Source organism: Streptococcus sp. 116-D4 (assembly GCF_009731465.1).
In the GTDB taxonomy this organism is placed as follows: Bacteria; Bacillota; Bacilli; order Lactobacillales; family Streptococcaceae; genus Streptococcus; species Streptococcus pseudopneumoniae_E.
The window spans coordinates 275464-291185 of the sequence record NZ_AP021887.1; the positions used below are offsets into that span (position 1 = coordinate 275464).

The window sequence follows — 15722 nt, forward strand, 5'->3', positions numbered from 1 at the left end:
GATGGAAAGTTTACTTGTTCTATTATTGATTGCCAACCTAGCTGGACTCTTTCTGATTTGGCAAAGGCAGGATAAGCAGGAGAAATATCTGACCAAGAGTTTAGAAGACCAGGCAGATAATCTTTCAGATCAGCTGGATTATCGCTTTGAACAAGCCAGACAAGCTAGCCAATTAGATCAAAAAGACTTGGAAGTGGCTGTCAGCGATCGCCTGCAAGAAGTTCGAATCGAGTTGCACCAAGGCTTAACTCAAATCCGTCAAGAAATGACAGATAATCTCCTCCAAACCAGAGACAAGACCGACCAACGTCTCCAAGCCTTGCAGGAATCAAATGAGCAACGCCTAGAACAAATGCGTCAAACGGTTGAGGAAAAGTTAGAAAAGACTTTGCAAACACGCTTGCAGGCCTCTTTTGAGACAGTTTCCAAGCAACTGGAATCAGTCAATCGTGGTCTAGGTGAAATGCAGACAGTTGCCCGTGATGTCGGAGCTCTCAACAAGGTTCTCTCAGGGACTAAAACTCGAGGAATTTTGGGAGAATTGCAACTGGGGCAGATTATCGAAGATATCATGACACCTGCCCAGTATGAGCGAGAATACGCAACGGTTGAAAACTCCAGTGAACGAGTGGAGTATGCTATCAAGTTACCCGGACAGGGTGATCAGGAATACGTCTATCTACCAATTGACTCCAAGTTTCCACTGGCAGATTATTACCGCCTAGAAGAAGCCTATGAAGCAGGTGACAAGGACGAAATCGAACGCTGTCGTAAGTCACTCTTAGCCAGCGTCAAGCGCTTTGCCAAGGATATTAGAAATAAGTACATTGCGCCGCCTCGGACGACCAATTTTGGAATTTTGTTTGTCCCGACAGAAGGTCTCTACTCAGAAATCGTCCGCAATCCGGTCTTCTTTGATGAATTGAGACGGGAGGAGCAGATTATTGTTGCAGGGCCAAGTACCCTATCAGCCCTCCTCAATTCCCTATCAGTTGGTTTCAAAACTCTCAATATCCAAAAGAGTGCCGACCATATTAGTAAAACCCTAGCTAGTGTCAAAACCGAATTTGGTAAGTTTGGTGGCATTCTGGTCAAGGCACAAAAACATCTCCAACATGCCTCTGGCAATATTGATGAACTATTAAACCGTCGTACTACAGCTATCGAGCGAACGCTTCGTCACATTGAGTTATCAGAAGGTGAGCCTATGCTTGATTTGCTCCAATTTCAAGAAGATGAGGAAGAATATGAAGATTAGTCACATGAAGAAAGATGAGCTTTTTGAAGGCTTTTACCTGATCAAATCAGCTGATCTGAGACAAACACGTACGGGGAAAAACTACCTAGCTTTTACCTTCCAAGATGATAGTGGCGAGATTGATGGGAAGCTCTGGGATGCCCAACCTCATAACGTTGAGGCCTTTACCGCAGGTAAGGTTGTCCACATGAAAGGGCGCCGAGAAGTTTATAACAACACTCCTCAAGTCAATCAAATTACACTCCGTTTACCTCAGCCTGGCGAACCCAATGACCCAGCTGATTTCAAGGTCAAGTCACCAGTTGATGTCAAGGAAATCCGTGACTATATGTCACAGATGATTTTCAAAATTGAAAACCCTGTCTGGCAACGGATCGTCCGAAATCTCTACACCAAGTACGACAAGGAGTTTTATTCCTATCCAGCTGCTAAGACCAACCACCATGCCTTTGAAACAGGCTTGGCCTATCATACGGCGACCATGGTGCGTTTGGCAGATGCCATTAGCGAAATCTATCCTCAACTTAATAAGAGTCTGCTCTATGCGGGTATTATGCTACATGATTTGGCGAAAGTCATTGAGTTGACGGGACCAGACCAGACTGAGTATACAGTGCGAGGTAATCTCCTTGGGCATATTGCTCTCATTGATAGCGAAATTACCAAGACAGTGATGGAACTCGGCATCGATGATACCAAAGAAGAAGTCGTTCTGCTTCGTCACGTCATCCTCAGTCACCATGGTTTACTTGAGTATGGAAGTCCAGTCCGTCCTCGTGTAATGGAAGCAGAGATTATCCATATGATTGATAATCTGGATGCAAGCATGATGATGATGTCAACAGCTCTGGCTTTGGTGGATAAAGGAGAGATGACCAATAAAATCTTCGCTATGGACAATCGTTCCTTCTATAAACCAGATTTAGATTAATAATTTAAGAAAAACGAGCATTTTTTAGGATAAGAATGTTCGTTTTTTTATGTAAATATGGTATAATAGATAAAATATCAAAATTAAATGAAATGGGAAATAGAAATGAAATTAAGAAGAAGTGATCGGATGGTTGTCATTTCCAACTATTTGATTAATAATCCTTATAAACTAACTAGTCTCAATACTTTTGCTGAAAAGTATGAATCTGCTAAATCATCCATCTCAGAGGATATCGTCATTATCAAACGCGCCTTTGAGGAAATTGAAATCGGCCATATCCAGACAGTAACTGGTGCTGGGGGTGGTGTCATTTTCACACCATCAATCTCAAGCCATGATGCCAAGGAAATAGTTGAGGACTTGCGTGCCAAGTTGTCAGAAAGTGACCGTATCTTGCCAGGTGGCTACATCTACCTATCTGATTTGCTTAGCACACCAGCCATTTTGAAAAATATTGGTCGCATTATTGCCAAGAGCTTTATGGACAAAAAAATTGATGCAGTTATGACTGTAGCGACTAAGGGTGTTCCACTTGCAAATGCAGTTGCCAATGTCCTCAATGTTCCCTTTGTCATTGTGCGCCGTGACCTGAAAATTACCGAAGGTTCAACTGTCAGCGTCAACTATGTTTCAGGTTCAAGTGGTGACCGTATCGAGAAAATGTTCCTTTCAAAACGTAGTCTCAAGGCAGGCAGCCGTGTCTTGATTGTGGATGACTTCTTGAAAGGTGGCGGAACTGTTAACGGGATGATTAGTCTCTTGCGCGAGTTCGATTCAGAACTGGCAGGTGTAGCTGTCTTTGCGGATAATGCCCAAGAAGAACGTGAAAAGCAGTTTGACTACAAGTCACTCTTGAAGGTAACCAATATTGATGTCAAGAACCAAGCCATCGATGTTGAGATTGGTAATATCTTTGACGAAGATAAATAAAAGATAGAATTAAAGGTTGGAACGATTGTCCCAGCCTTTCTTTGCAAATAGAATAAAAGGAAGCGTATGAAAACACCATTTATCGATAGAGAAGGCTTAGAAGCGATTGTTGCCGAGTTCCCGACTCCCTTTCACTTGTATGATGAGAAGGGAATTCGCGAGAAGGCAAGAGCCGTCAACCAAGCCTTTTCGTGGAACAAGGGCTTTAAGGAATATTTTGCAGTTAAGGCTACTCCAACACCAGCTATCTTGAAAATCCTCCAAGAAGAAGGTTGCGGTTTGGATTGCTCTAGTTATGTAGAGCTCTTGATGAGTCACAAGCTTGGGTTTTCAGGGGCGGATATGATGTTCTCTTCAAACAATACGCCAGATAAGGAATATGCCTATGCGCGAGAATTGGGTGCGACCATTAACTTGGATGCCTTTGAAGATATTGAACATCTAGAGCGTGCAGCAGGCATTCCAGAAATCATCTCATGTCGTTACAATCCTGGGGGCGTTTTTGAACTAGGAACAGATATTATGGACAATCCTGGAGAAGCCAAGTTTGGCATGACCAAGGACCAGCTCTTTGAAGCTTTTGCCATCTTGAAGGAAAAAGGAGCTAAGACTTTTGGGATTCACTCCTTCCTAGCATCCAATACCGTGACCCATCTCTATTACCCAGAGTTGGCTCGTCAGCTTTTTGAATTGGCTGTTGAAATCAAGGAAAAGTTAGGCATTTCGCTAGACTTTATCAATCTTTCTGGCGGTATTGGTGTCAATTATCGTCCAGATCAAGAGCCTAATGATATCGCTGTGATTGGTGAGGGAGTTCATCAGGTTTATGAAGAAGTCCTCACACCAGCAGGTCTTGGCCAGGTTAAGATTTTCACCGAATTGGGTCGCTTTATGCTGGCACCCCACGGTGCTTTGGTCACAAGGGTCACTCATAAGAAAGAGACCTACCGTACCTATCTGGGTGTGGATGCATCAGCAGTCAACCTCATGCGTCCAGCTATGTACGGAGCCTACCATCATATTACTAACGTGACCCATCCAGATGGACCAACTGAAGTGGTAGATGTGGTTGGTTCACTCTGTGAAAACAATGATAAGTTTGCAGTGAATCGCGAACTGCCTCATACAGAAATCGGTGATTTGCTGGTAATTCATGATACAGGTGCTCACGGTTTTTCAATGGGCTACCAGTACAATGCCAAACTTCGTTCTGCAGAAATTCTCTATACCGAAGAAGGTAAAGCCCGTCAAATCCGCCGTGCAGAGCGCCCTGAGGACTACTTTGCAACCTTGTATGGCTTTGATTTTGAAAAATAAAATGATAAGTAATTGAAAATGAAATTGAAAAACAGATTGCTTTCTAAAAAATAGGCAAAAATCTTGTTTTTCTTTCAAGTCGTGATATAATAAAACTATAAAACGTTTTCAAGGAAGGTAACGATATGTCTGAAGAAACAATTGATTATGGACAAGTGACAGGAATGGTGCATTCGACAGAAAGTTTTGGGGCGGTAGATGGCCCAGGTATTCGCTTTATTGTCTTTTTGCAGGGCTGTCACATGCGTTGCCAGTATTGCCATAACCCGGATACTTGGGCTATGGAGTCCAATAAATCACGTGAACGGACAGTAGATGATGTCTTGACAGAAGCTCTTCGCTACCGTGGTTTCTGGGGAGACAAGGGTGGGATTACAGTCAGTGGAGGAGAAGCCCTCTTGCAGATTGATTTCCTAATTGCCCTCTTTACCAAGGCCAAGGAAAAAGGAATCCACTGTACCTTGGATACCTGTGCCCTTCCATTCCGTAATAAACCACGTTACCTTGAGAAGTTTGACAAACTCATGGCTGTCACTGACTTGGTTCTCTTGGATATCAAGGAAATCAACGAAGAACAGCACAGGATCGTCACTAGCCAAACCAATAAAAATATCTTGGCTTGTGCCCAGTATCTATCAGATATTGGGAAGCCTGTCTGGATTCGCCACGTGCTAGTTCCAGGTTTGACAGACAGAGACGATGACTTGATTGAACTTGGGAAGTTCGTCAAGACCCTTAAAAATGTGGATAAGTTTGAAATTCTACCTTATCACACCATGGGTGAGTTTAAATGGCGTGAACTGGGAATTCCTTATTCCCTCGAAGGGGTCAAACCACCAACAGCAGACCGCGTTAAGAACGCTAAAAAACTCATGGATACCGAAAGTTATCAAGACTATATGAAACGTGTACATGGATAAAAAAGAAGCCTGATGGAAACATCGGGCTTTTAAGTTTATACAAATCTAGATAATTAAATGAAACAAAATTTTAAAACTTTTTTACTCTCTAAATTCTGAAAAAAATCCGAAAATTTTTGGTTAATATATACTTGTTTAAATTGATACAACAAATTGAATAGGAGAACATCATGGAACAAAGTATTACCATTAAAAATTTATGTAAGTCATATGGCCAAACTCAAATTTTAAAAGATATTTCTTTTGAAGCAAAAGCAGGTAGAGTGACTGCTTTCCTAGGTCCAAATGGAGCTGGAAAAAGTTCAACCTTACGTATTTTATTAGGATTAGACAAAGCAACATCTGGTCTTACCAAAATTGGTGATCAGACTTATAAGGAATTAAAATTTCCTCTAAAGACTGTAGGAGCTTCATTTGACAGTGTAGGAGCTCCTGACGATAGGACTGTTTATCAACATTTGAAAATTGTTGCTGCTAGTAATGGGATATCCAGTCAGCGAATTGAGCAAGTTTTGGATATGGTGGATATTAGTTATAAGAAAAAATCTAAAATTGGGAAATTATCATTAGGAGAAGGACAACGCTTGGGAATTGCAACAGCTCTATTAGGAAATCCTCAATATCTGATATTAGATGAACCGACTAATGGGTTGGATCCAAGAGGAATTCGGTGGTTTAGAGAGTTTATAAAAAAACAAGCTCAAGAAGGGAAGACTGTCTTGCTATCATCTCATATATTATCGGAAGTGGAGGCAGTAACAGATGATGTAGTTATCATAAATAAAGGAAAAGTTCTTATAAAAGGGACTTTACAAGAAGTGATGAAAAATCTTTCTTCACTAGAAGAAGTCTTCTTTAGTTTGACAGAAGGAGGAAAGTGACATGGCACTTATTTACTCTCTTCATTCTGAAATATTGAAATTATTTTATAAGAGAGCTACTCATATTGTACTATTCTTGATACTTGTATTTCAAACATTTTTAGCAAATATTGGTGCTTCTCAAATTGTTTCAGTTGGTATCCATGCTACACCAGAGACAAATCCAGATTTAGCAGAAGCTATACCTCCTATTGAATTTTTAGGTTTTGATGTCACTTTATTTGGTATTTTTATTATGATTATCCTAGGCTCAATTTACGGAGCCGAGGAGTACAAAGGCTCTGCTATTCGTACAAGCCTCCTCTCTATTACAAATCGAAGTTCTTTCCTAGTTTCAAAAACATTAGTTTGGCTTGTATTTTCATTTTTCATTTCCTTTCTATCAATATTCCTTACAATTAACATGACACATTATGTTTTAGGACAAGATGGCTTATTGCTTTTTTCACTAAATGGGAGAGTTTGGTTCTATATATTTTTAGCCAGTATAGCTTGGACTTTGTTGGGACTGCTAGCCTATATTCTGGCTTTAACATTTAAAAAAGCCCTTGTTCCCCTATTGTTTTTGCTTCCTCAAGTCTACAATTTAGGAACATTCTTAGCCAATCATATATCAATTGCGAAATTTCTTCCAGTTTCATTGAGCTATGGACTTATTGCTACATCTCCTCAAATGTTAGAACAGAATAGTTTACAAAATATTTTGCTTTTACTATGTTGGAATTTGTCATTCTTGGCTTTGGCAATTTACCGCGTACTTCAGTCAGATATTGGAGGAGGAGAATGAGTTGAAAGAGCAATTTAAAAGTGAGTATCTCAAGTTTATTATGAATCCTTGGCATTGGTTGATTATAGGCGCTCTATTACTTTGTGTTCCGGCGATGGTTATTTTTTTAAATAGTAAACCAGATCAGTTGACCCTACACTTTGTTTTGGAACAGCTACTGCAAAGTCTCTATTTAGGACAGGCGGGTTTTATTAGTCTAGCTGTCCTATTTATAGGTCAGGAATTTACAGGTTCTAGCCTTCGTACAAGTTTTCTTACATGTCCAAATCGTTTAAAATTTATAATATGTAAATTAGCTATTGTGTTATGTGTGGAAATTGTATTATTGCTAGCTGTAATATCAGTATGTATACTACTTACTCAAGGATATTATAATATCAATCTTTTGAGCAATATTAAAAATGTTCTAGCAATCCTATTTCCAGTTTGTATTTCTATTTTAACCTTCTCTCTTTTAAGTGGTATTTTTGTATTTATTTTCCGATCTTTTACCTTAATTTTGGGAATAAGCTTATCTCTTTTATTGGGATTGGGACAAATGCTACTACAATTCAGTTCTTTTTTTAGAAATTTACCATTACTAGCTAGTATGAACTGTTACTATATCCATCCTTTATCACTTTATTATCCAGTTTGGCAAGGTCTGGGGATACAAATAGTTTGGTTGTTAATTGTTTTTCTATTTGCTACATTGATACTTATAGGAAAAAATGTACACTAAAGACAGGGGATATCCTGTCTTTTTATCAGTTAATGATATAATATAATTTAGGAGCGTGAGTTATGGCTTATAAAATTTTGGTTGTAGATGATGATCTTGCTATTCTTCGCCTAATAAAAAAAGTACTAGAATATGAAAAATATGAAGTAGTCATACGAAATAAGATAGAAGAGATTGATCTTTGTGATTTTACAGGCTTTGACTTGATTCTATTAGATATTATGATGCCTGTTAGTGGTTTAGAAATCTGTCAGATGATTCGCGAGCAGATAACTGTTCCTATCTGTTTTATAACTGCTAAGGATATGGATGAAGATTTAGTAGCTGGAATTAATGCAGGTGCTGATGATTATATTATGAAGCCCTTTAGTATGCAAGAATTGTTAGCACGTGTTAAAATGCACTTGCGTCGTGAAGAACGGACTAAAGGAAATGTTCATCAAATAAAGATTGGGAAGCTTATACTATATACGGATAGTAAGGAACTATTTGTAAACGATGATAAGATTGCCTTGACAAGGAGGGAATTTGACATAGTGAATCTTTTAGCAAGCACCCCAAGTAAAATATATTCTATTGAGGAAATTTATAATTATCTATATCCACAAAGTTCAGAAGCGCTTTTACGTTCGGTTTCAGAGTACATTTATCAAATTCGTCAAAAGTTGAAACCTTATCAATTAAATCCAATTAAAACCTTGTACGGTGGAGGATATCAATGGGTAGAATCAAAAGTTTTAGACAATTAATTCGAGAAACCTGTTGGAGAATTATTTGGCAGTTTTGTCTTGGCTTACTAATAGCCTATCTTATTCCCTTAGCTTCAGTATCTATACATATAAATGAAGACGGGAAACCTCTAAAAAATAGTGGTGTTCTATCAATTTTTTTCAATGTGTCATCATGGATATATATTTGTATTTTATTGATTGTTCTAATAAGTTATCACATTGGAAAATTGTTGAAAAAACTGAGTTATGAAATGACTTTGATTTATGAAAATAGTATGTGGTTGGAGAAGGAATGTACAGAAAGATTAACGGTTAAAGAATTTTGTGAGACAGGAAATAGGATTATTGTGATGCAAGATAGAATTCGACAATTAATAGTTGATGAGAAAGAGCAGAAAGAAGATTTAATGTTTCAGGTTTCAGCAGCTTCTCATGATTTAAAAACTCCCTTAACCATTATTAGGGGAAATGTGGAATTTTTGCAGGCGATAACTGAAAACGACCAATCTCAAGAATGCTTAGCAGATATAGAAAGAGCTAGTCAACAGTTACTAGATTATTTCAATCAATTGATTCACTATTCTAAAACCTATTATGATGATGAGACAGGTTGGATGGAGTATTCCTCTTCAGATTTTATCAATGAATTAGAGAAAGAAGTCTCTTTTTTGATAAAAAATCAGATGAAGTTTTCTTTTGAACAAAATGTGAAAGGAACTGAAAACTATTATATAAATCCATCTCTTCTGATTCGTGCAATACAAAATATTTTAACAAATGCTTTGGAGTATGCAGATAAACAGAATCCTAAAATTAAAATTAGGGTAGAGCAAGAGGCGAAAGAATTGAAAATAGGTATATGGAATAATGGCTCTGAATTTCCAGAGGAAGTTTTAACTAATTTTGGAAAGCTATTTTATCGTATGGATAAAGCTAGATCGGTTAAAGAGCAACATTATGGTATTGGACTTAGTTTTGTATGTAGAGTTGCAAAACTACACAAAGGCCGAGTTGAGCTTAGAAATAGAGACGAGGGAGCAGAAGTTTTAATAATTATGAATTGTATTAAATCATAGTGATTTACTTACTAATTTGTTATCATAGGATTTAAATAAATTTAAGATGTGAAAGTAGATAATAAAAAAGAATGAATGATATCTAGTTGATGAAAACTATTTATCATTCATTCTTTTTTAATTATTGGATAAATTACATAGCTTTATCTCGAACGTTGTTTTCCAGCGTTGCGATTTTTGTGTTTTTTCTTGCTTGTGATAGCAGTTGGTTGCTCAGGGGTAACGTCTTTTCGTCCACTTGGTGTAGAGAAAGCACGTGCTTTTGGCGGGTTCTTGGCTAGTTCTTCACGGACTTTTTTGCGAAGTTTTGGACGAACGATATAGTTGACGATAAACTGTTGGAGAATCATCATGAAACCACCAACAACCCAGTAAAGTGTGACACTAGCTGGTGAGAAGAGGGAGAAGACAACGATCATGAGTGGGCTCATGTAAATCATTTTCTTGATTTGTTCTCTTTGCATTTCATCTTCTACTCCGTGAAGTGAAAGGAGCGATTGAAGATAGTAAAGGACACCAGCGCAGGCAACCAAAATCATACTTGGAGAGCCTAGAGGAATGCCTAGGTAGCTTGCTTGAGCAACGCCTTCAGTATGTTGGGCAGCAAAGTAGATAGCAGAGAAGAATGGCATTTGAATGAGGATAGGGAAACATCCTACACCACCAAACATGCTGATGCCGTGCTCTTTTTGAGCAGCAAAGAGAGCTTGTTGGGCTTCGAGTTTTTCTTCTTGAGTCGTTGCTTCTTTGAGACGTGTTTGGTGTGGCTCAAGGACGTGCTTGAGGGCGTTCATCTTTTCAGAGTGAAGTGTCGCCTTCCATGATTGGTAGATACCAAGTGGTAAGATAATCAAGCGCACGATAATGGTTACGATGATAATAGCGACACCAAAGCCTAGACCTTGATCAGTAGCGAAGTACTTAATAGCTTCAGCCATAGGCGCTCCAATCGTATTCCAAATAAATCCTGTTGGCTGGCCTGTCGCTTTGTCTACTTGGACACAGCCTGTCAATACGAGCAACATAGCCACTCCCATAGCTGAGAGTGCAAAACGTTTAATAGATTTCACTGTTTTTATTCCTTCTTTTAAAATTATACCTTTCTATTCTACTGTTTTTTTACAAAATATACAATAGTTCTAGAGACCTAATTTGCGATTTTAAAGTCAGGGTAGGGAGGAAAGTTGCTTAGTTCGACATCTAAGTAGCTGACTTTTGAAAAAGGTGTCGGTCCTTTTCGGATTTCTTGGATAAATTTTGCCATGGTAGCAGATGAGTCTGCTTGAGCTAAGATTTCCACTGTGCCATCGTCGTTATTCCAGACACGACCTGTGATACCACCAATTTCAAGCGCTAAGCTATAGACACCCCAACGAAAGCCGACTCCCTGCACCCTGCCTTGGGCAATCATTCTAACCTTTTGCATACCAAACCTCCTTGATTGTGTTATAATGTTTCTATGACTATTATAACCTCAAAAGCCAATTCTGTGGTAAAAAATGCCAAGAAATTACACCAAAAAAAATACCGCAAGTCTGCTTATTTGATTGAAGGATGGCACTTGTTTGAAGAAGCTGTTCAAGCTGGGGTAACGATTGAGAAAATCTTTGCCCTAGAAAGTTATCGAGAACAGTTAGCTGCTTTTCCGCAAACTGTCTGGGTTTCAGAGGATATTTTGCTAGATTTGGCAGATTCTCAGACTCCACAGGGAATTGTTGCGGTGGTTCAAAAAGAAGAAGTAGGACAAGTTGATTTTAGTCAGGGCAAGTTCTTATTTTTGGAAGATGTGCAAGATCCTGGTAATGTAGGAACCATCATTCGAACTGCAGATGCAGCAGGTTTTACTGGAGTAATTGTTTCAGATAAGTCAGCAGATATCTATAGTCTCAAGACCTTACGTTCCATGCAAGGCAGTCATTTTCATCTGCCTATTTATAGGATGTCTAGTCAATCGCTTCTTAAGGAGACCAAAGAGGCAGCTATCCCTGTGCTAGCAACAACCCTATCTAAAGATTCTGTTGATTACAGAGAACTGCCTCCTATAGAAAATTTTGTACTAGTCATGGGAAATGAGGGTCAAGGAATTAGTCCCCACATGGCTGAAAGTGCAGACCAGTTGGTCCACATTAGTATGAAGGGGCAGGCGGAGAGTTTGAATGTTGCGGTTGCAGCCGGTATTTTAATTTTCCATTTAAGCTAATTTTAACTTTATTTGTTATAATCAAGGAAAGATGTTCATAAAAAAAGGAGAAAAGATGAATCACACTATTATTCATGACCGCGCAGGTCTCAATCAATTTTACGCTAAGGTTTATGCCTTTGTTGGTCTGGGAATCGGACTATCCGCTTTGGTATCAGGCCTTATGTTGACGGTCTTTCAGTCTCAGTTAGTTTATTTTTTGATGCAAGGGCGTCTCTGGTTGACTATTGCTACTTTTGCAGAGCTAGCTCTGGTCTTTGTTGCCAGCAGTATGGCTTCAAAGAATAGTCCAGCGGCTCTTCCGGTATTTTTACTTTACTCAGTATTAAACGGCTTTACCCTCAGTTTTGTGGTGGCCTTCTATACTTCAGGTACAGTTTTATCTGCCTTTGTATCAAGTGCCCTTCTCTTCTTTGTCATGGCGGCAGTCGGTATGTTCACCAAGAAAGATTTGAGTGGGCTTGGTCGAGCAATGATGGCAACTCTCATCGGTTTGCTGATTGCTATGGTAGTCAATATTTTCTTGGCTAGCGGTTTCTTTGATTATATGATTAGTGTAGCCATGGTTTTGGTCTTCTCTGGGCTGATTGCTTGGGATAACCAAAAAATTCGCTATGTCTATGAACAATCACAAGGCCGCGTAGCGACAGGTTGGGTTGTGTCAATGGCTCTCAGTATCTATCTTGATTTTATCAATCTTTTCCTAAGTATTCTACGTATCTTTGGTCGTAATGACTAGAAAGTCCCTAACATCAGTGTTCGAAGGAGCACTGGTTTTTTTTATTTGCTCTTTCCTTTTCTTGAAAATAGGTGTATAATGCTTTTAACTAATTTTTGAGGAGTAGTTTATGAAGAAAAGTTTTATTCATCAACAAGAAGAGATTTCCTTTGTCAAAAACACTTTTACCCAGTATTTGAAAGATAAGTTAGAAGTTGTCGAAGTTCAAGGCCCCATCTTGAGCAGGGTCGGCGACGGGATGCAGGATAATTTATCAGGTGTGGAGAATGCCGTATCGGTCAAGGTTCTCCAAATCCCTGATGCTACTTATGAAGTTGTGCACTCACTTGCTAAATGGAAACGCCATACCTTGGCCCGGTTTGGTTTCGGTGAGGGTGAAGGTCTTTTTGTCCACATGAAGGCTCTTCGTCCAGACGAAGATTCGCTGGATGCGACTCACTCCGTTTATGTTGACCAGTGGGACTGGGAGAAAGTTATCCCAAATGGTAAGCGGAATATCGCTTATCTAAAAGAAACAGTCGAAAAGATTTACAAGGCTATTCGTCTTACTGAGCTAGCTGTTGAAGCCCGCTATGATATCGAGTCTGTCTTGCCAAAACAAATCACCTTTATCCACACAGAGGAGTTGGTAGAACGCTACCCAGACTTGACACCAAAAGAGCGTGAAAATGCTATCTGTAAAGAATTTGGAGCAGTCTTCTTGATTGGTATCGGTGGGGAATTGTCAGACGGTAAACCGCACGATGGACGGGCACCAGACTATGATGACTGGACAAGCGAATCTGAAAATGGCTACAAGGGTCTAAATGGCGATATTCTTGTTTGGAATGAGTCTCTGGGTGGAGCCTTTGAGCTATCTTCTATGGGAATCCGTGTAGATGAAGAAACGCTTCGCCGTCAGGTTGCTATTACAGGTGATGAAGACCGCTTGGAATTGGAATGGCACAAGGCTTTGTTGAATGGCCTATTCCCATTGACAATCGGTGGAGGAATTGGACAATCTCGAATGGCCATGTTTCTACTTCGCAAGAAACATATCGGAGAAGTGCAAACAAGTGTTTGGCCTCAAGAAGTCCGCGATACTTATGAAAATATTTTGTAAAGAATCGAATCGCAAGGTTCGGTTTTCTTTCTCTTTTCGCTCATAATTTGGTATAATAAACGGTATGAAAATCGTATCAGGAATCTATGGGGGACGTCCCCTCAAGACACTAGAAGGCAAGACGACAAGACCTACTTCGGATAAGGTTAGGGGAGCTATCTTTAACATGATAGGTCCCTACTTTGAAGGGGGACGAGTCTTGGACCTGTATGCAGGTAGTGGTGGTTTATCTATCGAGGCAGTCTCGCGTGGCATGTCCAGCGCTGTTTTGGTGGAGAGAGACCGTAAGGCTCAGGCTATCGTGGCTGAAAATATTCAGATGACTAAGGAAGTTGGAAAATTTCAACTCCTCAAGCTGGATGCAGAGAGAGCATTGGAACAAGTATCTGGGGAATTTGACCTTATTTTCTTAGACCCTCCTTATGCCAAGGAACAAATCGTAGCAGATATTGAAAAAATGGCTGAGAGAGAGCTTTTTTCTGAAGATGTAATGGTCGTGTGTGAGACGGATAAGACCGTTGAACTTCCAGAAGAAATTGCCTGCCTGGGTATCTGGAAGGAAAAAATTTATGGAATTAGTAAGGTGACAGTCTATGTCAGATAAGATAGGCTTATTCACAGGCTCATTTGATCCGATGACAAATGGGCATCTGGATATCATTGAACGGGCGAGTAGACTTTTTGATAATCTTTATGTGGGTATTTTTTTTAATCCTCACAAACAAGGATTTCTCCCTATCGAAAATCGTAAACGGGGGTTAGAAAAGGCTGTGAAACATTTGGAAAATGTTGAAGTCGTGTCTTCTCATGATGAATTGGTAGTTGATGTTGCAAAAAGACTAGGAGTTACTTTCCTAGTGCGAGGCTTGAGAAATGCGTCGGATTTGCAATATGAAGCCAGTTTTGATTACTACAACCATCAGCTGTCTCCTGATATAGAGACCATTTATTTACATAGCAGACCTGAACATCTCTATATCAGTTCATCAGGCCTTAGAGAGCTTTTGAAGTTTGGTCAGGATGTTGCCTGCTATGTTCCTGAGAGTATTTTGGAGGAAATAAGAAATGAAAAAAAAGATTAGATGGCCCTTATACGTCATTGCGGCCTTGATTGTGACTTTCTTGGCGTTTGTAGTGCCCTTGCCATACTACATAGAGGTTCCAGGTGGTTCGGAAGATATTCGCCAAGTCCTTAAAGTAAATGACACAGAAGATAAGGAAGCTGGTGCCTATCAATTCGTTACAGTTGGTGTCCAACACGCCACTTTAGCTCATATGATTTATGCTTGGTTGACACCTTTCACAGATATTCGTAGTGCCCAAGAGACTACAGGTGGTTCTTCTGATGTAGAATTTATGCGGATCAATCAATTTTACATGCAGACATCACAAAACATGGCCAAGTATCAAGGACTAAAAACAGCTGGTAAGGATATTGAACTCAAATACCTTGGGGTCTATGTTTTGACGGTGACCGATAATTCAACCTTTAAAGGGATTCTTAACATCTCTGATATCGTCACAGCAGTCAATGATCAGACCTTTGATAGTTCCAAAGACTTGATTGATTACGTCAATTCTCAAAAGCTAGGGGACTCCGTCAAGGTCACCTATGAAGAGGATGGGCAAACCAAGTCAGCAGAAGGAAAGATTATCACCTTGGAAAATGGCAAAAATGGAATTGGGATCGGCTTGATTGACCGTACGGAAGTGACCAGTGATGTTCCAATTCGCTTTTCAACAGCTGGTATCGGCGGTCCAAGTGCAGGTCTCATGTTTAGTCTGGCCATCTATACCCAAATAGCTGACCCAGGTCTTCGAAATGGTCGTATCGTTGCTGGTACAGGTACAATTGACCGCGATGGGAATGTGGGGGACATTGGAGGTATTGATAAGAAAGTTGTTGCTTCGGCTAGAGAAGGTGCTGCTATTTTCTTTGCCCCGGATAACCCTGTTAGCGAAGAAGAACAAAAAGCACATCCTGATGCCAAAAACAACTACCAAACAGCCCTGGAAGCAGCTAAAACAATCAAGACAGATATGAAAATCGTGCCAGTTAAAACCCTACAAGATGCAATTGATTACTTGAAACACAATCCCTAGTTTTTGAGTGAAGTTTCCAAACT

General features: G+C 39.7%; 18 protein-coding genes. 16 read left to right on the forward strand and 2 right to left on the reverse strand.

Annotation, left to right across the window (positions count from 1 at the left end):
• Position 1: 1 nt before the first annotated feature.
• The 10 genes from rmuC to UKS_RS01475 all read left to right on the forward strand — a co-directional run bounded on the left by rmuC (position 2) and on the right by UKS_RS01475 (position 9555).
• Positions 2-1258, forward strand: coding sequence for a DNA recombination protein RmuC (rmuC, locus tag UKS_RS01430; protein ID WP_173020432.1), 1257 nt, complete (start codon positions 2-4; stop codon positions 1256-1258).
• Entirely contained in the window at positions 1248-2189 is a 942-nt protein-coding gene (locus UKS_RS01435) for a 3'-5' exoribonuclease YhaM family protein (RefSeq protein WP_156011463.1), read from the forward strand. Before rmuC ends, UKS_RS01435 begins: the two co-directional genes overlap by 11 nt.
• 105 nt (positions 2190-2294) lie before the next feature.
• Positions 2295-3122 (forward strand): pur operon repressor, encoded by an 828-nt coding sequence (purR, locus tag UKS_RS01440; RefSeq protein ID WP_156011464.1) that lies wholly within the window; start codon positions 2295-2297, stop codon positions 3120-3122.
• 66 nt (positions 3123-3188) lie between these two features.
• Positions 3189-4439: a diaminopimelate decarboxylase gene (locus tag UKS_RS01445; protein ID WP_156011465.1), complete on the forward strand. Its 1251-nt coding sequence runs from the start codon at positions 3189-3191 to the stop codon at positions 4437-4439.
• A gap of 125 nt (positions 4440-4564) precedes the next feature.
• A complete protein-coding gene (pflA, locus tag UKS_RS01450; protein ID WP_156011466.1) occupies positions 4565-5359 on the forward strand; it encodes a pyruvate formate-lyase-activating protein in 795 nt (264 codons plus the stop codon).
• Between the two features lie 170 nt (positions 5360-5529).
• Complete coding sequence (locus tag UKS_RS01455; RefSeq protein WP_049546677.1) at positions 5530-6240, forward strand: ABC transporter ATP-binding protein; 711 nt, start codon at positions 5530-5532, stop codon at positions 6238-6240.
• A gap of 1 nt (position 6241) precedes the next feature.
• On the forward strand, positions 6242-7027 hold the full coding sequence (locus UKS_RS01460) for an ABC transporter permease (RefSeq protein WP_156011467.1): 786 nt from the start codon (positions 6242-6244) through the stop codon (positions 7025-7027).
• A 1-nt stretch (position 7028) separates the two neighbouring features.
• Positions 7029-7748, forward strand: coding sequence for an ABC transporter permease (locus UKS_RS01465; protein WP_156011468.1), 720 nt, complete (start codon positions 7029-7031; stop codon positions 7746-7748).
• A gap of 62 nt (positions 7749-7810) precedes the next feature.
• On the forward strand, positions 7811-8497 hold the full coding sequence (locus UKS_RS01470; RefSeq protein ID WP_156011469.1) for a response regulator transcription factor: 687 nt from the start codon (positions 7811-7813) through the stop codon (positions 8495-8497).
• The gene (locus tag UKS_RS01475; RefSeq protein WP_156011471.1) at positions 8467-9555 is read left to right on the forward strand and encodes a sensor histidine kinase; all 1089 of its coding nucleotides are present in this window, start codon (positions 8467-8469) and stop codon (positions 9553-9555) included. Before UKS_RS01470 ends, UKS_RS01475 begins: the two co-directional genes overlap by 31 nt.
• Before the next feature lie 143 nt (positions 9556-9698).
• On the opposite strand, the gene yidC is transcribed toward UKS_RS01475, so the two are convergent.
• Positions 9699-10625 carry a membrane protein insertase YidC gene (gene yidC, locus UKS_RS01480; protein WP_156011473.1) on the reverse strand — a complete coding sequence of 309 codons (927 nt, stop codon included), beginning with the start codon at positions 10623-10625 and terminating at the stop codon, positions 9699-9701.
• Between the two features lie 77 nt (positions 10626-10702).
• A complete protein-coding gene (locus UKS_RS01485; protein ID WP_049496243.1) occupies positions 10703-10981 on the reverse strand; it encodes an acylphosphatase in 279 nt (92 codons plus the stop codon).
• Positions 10982-11014: 33 nt separating this feature from the next.
• On the opposite strand from UKS_RS01485, the gene UKS_RS01490 reads away from it, so the two are divergent.
• The 6 genes from UKS_RS01490 to UKS_RS01515 all read left to right on the forward strand — a co-directional run bounded on the left by UKS_RS01490 (position 11015) and on the right by UKS_RS01515 (position 15699).
• Entirely contained in the window at positions 11015-11755 is a 741-nt protein-coding gene (locus tag UKS_RS01490) for a TrmH family RNA methyltransferase (RefSeq protein WP_156011475.1), read from the forward strand.
• A gap of 55 nt (positions 11756-11810) precedes the next feature.
• The gene (locus UKS_RS01495; protein ID WP_156011477.1) at positions 11811-12494 is read left to right on the forward strand and encodes a Bax inhibitor-1/YccA family protein; all 684 of its coding nucleotides are present in this window, start codon (positions 11811-11813) and stop codon (positions 12492-12494) included.
• A 109-nt stretch (positions 12495-12603) separates the two neighbouring features.
• Positions 12604-13596: an aspartate--ammonia ligase gene (gene asnA / locus UKS_RS01500; RefSeq protein WP_049496233.1), complete on the forward strand. Its 993-nt coding sequence runs from the start codon at positions 12604-12606 to the stop codon at positions 13594-13596.
• 64 nt (positions 13597-13660) lie between these two features.
• Complete coding sequence (rsmD, locus tag UKS_RS01505) at positions 13661-14200, forward strand: 16S rRNA (guanine(966)-N(2))-methyltransferase RsmD (RefSeq protein WP_049496231.1); 540 nt, start codon at positions 13661-13663, stop codon at positions 14198-14200.
• Positions 14190-14678, forward strand: a complete 489-nt coding sequence (gene coaD, locus UKS_RS01510) for a pantetheine-phosphate adenylyltransferase (protein WP_049496228.1) — start codon at positions 14190-14192, stop codon at positions 14676-14678. Before rsmD ends, coaD begins: the two co-directional genes overlap by 11 nt.
• Positions 14662-15699 carry a SepM family pheromone-processing serine protease gene (locus UKS_RS01515; protein ID WP_156011479.1) on the forward strand — a complete coding sequence of 346 codons (1038 nt, stop codon included), beginning with the start codon at positions 14662-14664 and terminating at the stop codon, positions 15697-15699. Before coaD ends, UKS_RS01515 begins: the two co-directional genes overlap by 17 nt.
• The last annotated feature ends 23 nt before the right edge of the window (positions 15700-15722 follow it).

Coding starts and splice junctions, on each gene's coding strand:
- asnA (WP_049496233.1), top strand. CDS start 12,604: ATGAAGAAAAGTTTTATTCATCAACAAGAAGAGATTTCCTTTGTCAAA.
- UKS_RS01490 (WP_156011475.1), top strand. CDS start 11,015: ATGACTATTATAACCTCAAAAGCCAATTCTGTGGTAAAAAATGCCAAG.
- rsmD (WP_049496231.1), top strand. CDS start 13,661: ATGAAAATCGTATCAGGAATCTATGGGGGACGTCCCCTCAAGACACTA.
- UKS_RS01485 (WP_049496243.1), bottom strand. CDS start 10,981: ATGCAAAAGGTTAGAATGATTGCCCAAGGCAGGGTGCAGGGAGTCGGC.
- pflA (WP_156011466.1), top strand. CDS start 4,565: ATGTCTGAAGAAACAATTGATTATGGACAAGTGACAGGAATGGTGCAT.
- UKS_RS01455 (WP_049546677.1), top strand. CDS start 5,530: ATGGAACAAAGTATTACCATTAAAAATTTATGTAAGTCATATGGCCAA.
- UKS_RS01460 (WP_156011467.1), top strand. CDS start 6,242: ATGGCACTTATTTACTCTCTTCATTCTGAAATATTGAAATTATTTTAT.
- rmuC (WP_173020432.1), top strand. CDS start 2: ATGGAAAGTTTACTTGTTCTATTATTGATTGCCAACCTAGCTGGACTC.
- UKS_RS01515 (WP_156011479.1), top strand. CDS start 14,662: ATGAAAAAAAAGATTAGATGGCCCTTATACGTCATTGCGGCCTTGATT.
- UKS_RS01445 (WP_156011465.1), top strand. CDS start 3,189: ATGAAAACACCATTTATCGATAGAGAAGGCTTAGAAGCGATTGTTGCC.
- coaD (WP_049496228.1), top strand. CDS start 14,190: ATGTCAGATAAGATAGGCTTATTCACAGGCTCATTTGATCCGATGACA.
- purR (WP_156011464.1), top strand. CDS start 2,295: ATGAAATTAAGAAGAAGTGATCGGATGGTTGTCATTTCCAACTATTTG.
- UKS_RS01470 (WP_156011469.1), top strand. CDS start 7,811: ATGGCTTATAAAATTTTGGTTGTAGATGATGATCTTGCTATTCTTCGC.
- UKS_RS01475 (WP_156011471.1), top strand. CDS start 8,467: ATGGGTAGAATCAAAAGTTTTAGACAATTAATTCGAGAAACCTGTTGG.
- UKS_RS01435 (WP_156011463.1), top strand. CDS start 1,248: ATGAAGATTAGTCACATGAAGAAAGATGAGCTTTTTGAAGGCTTTTAC.
- UKS_RS01495 (WP_156011477.1), top strand. CDS start 11,811: ATGAATCACACTATTATTCATGACCGCGCAGGTCTCAATCAATTTTAC.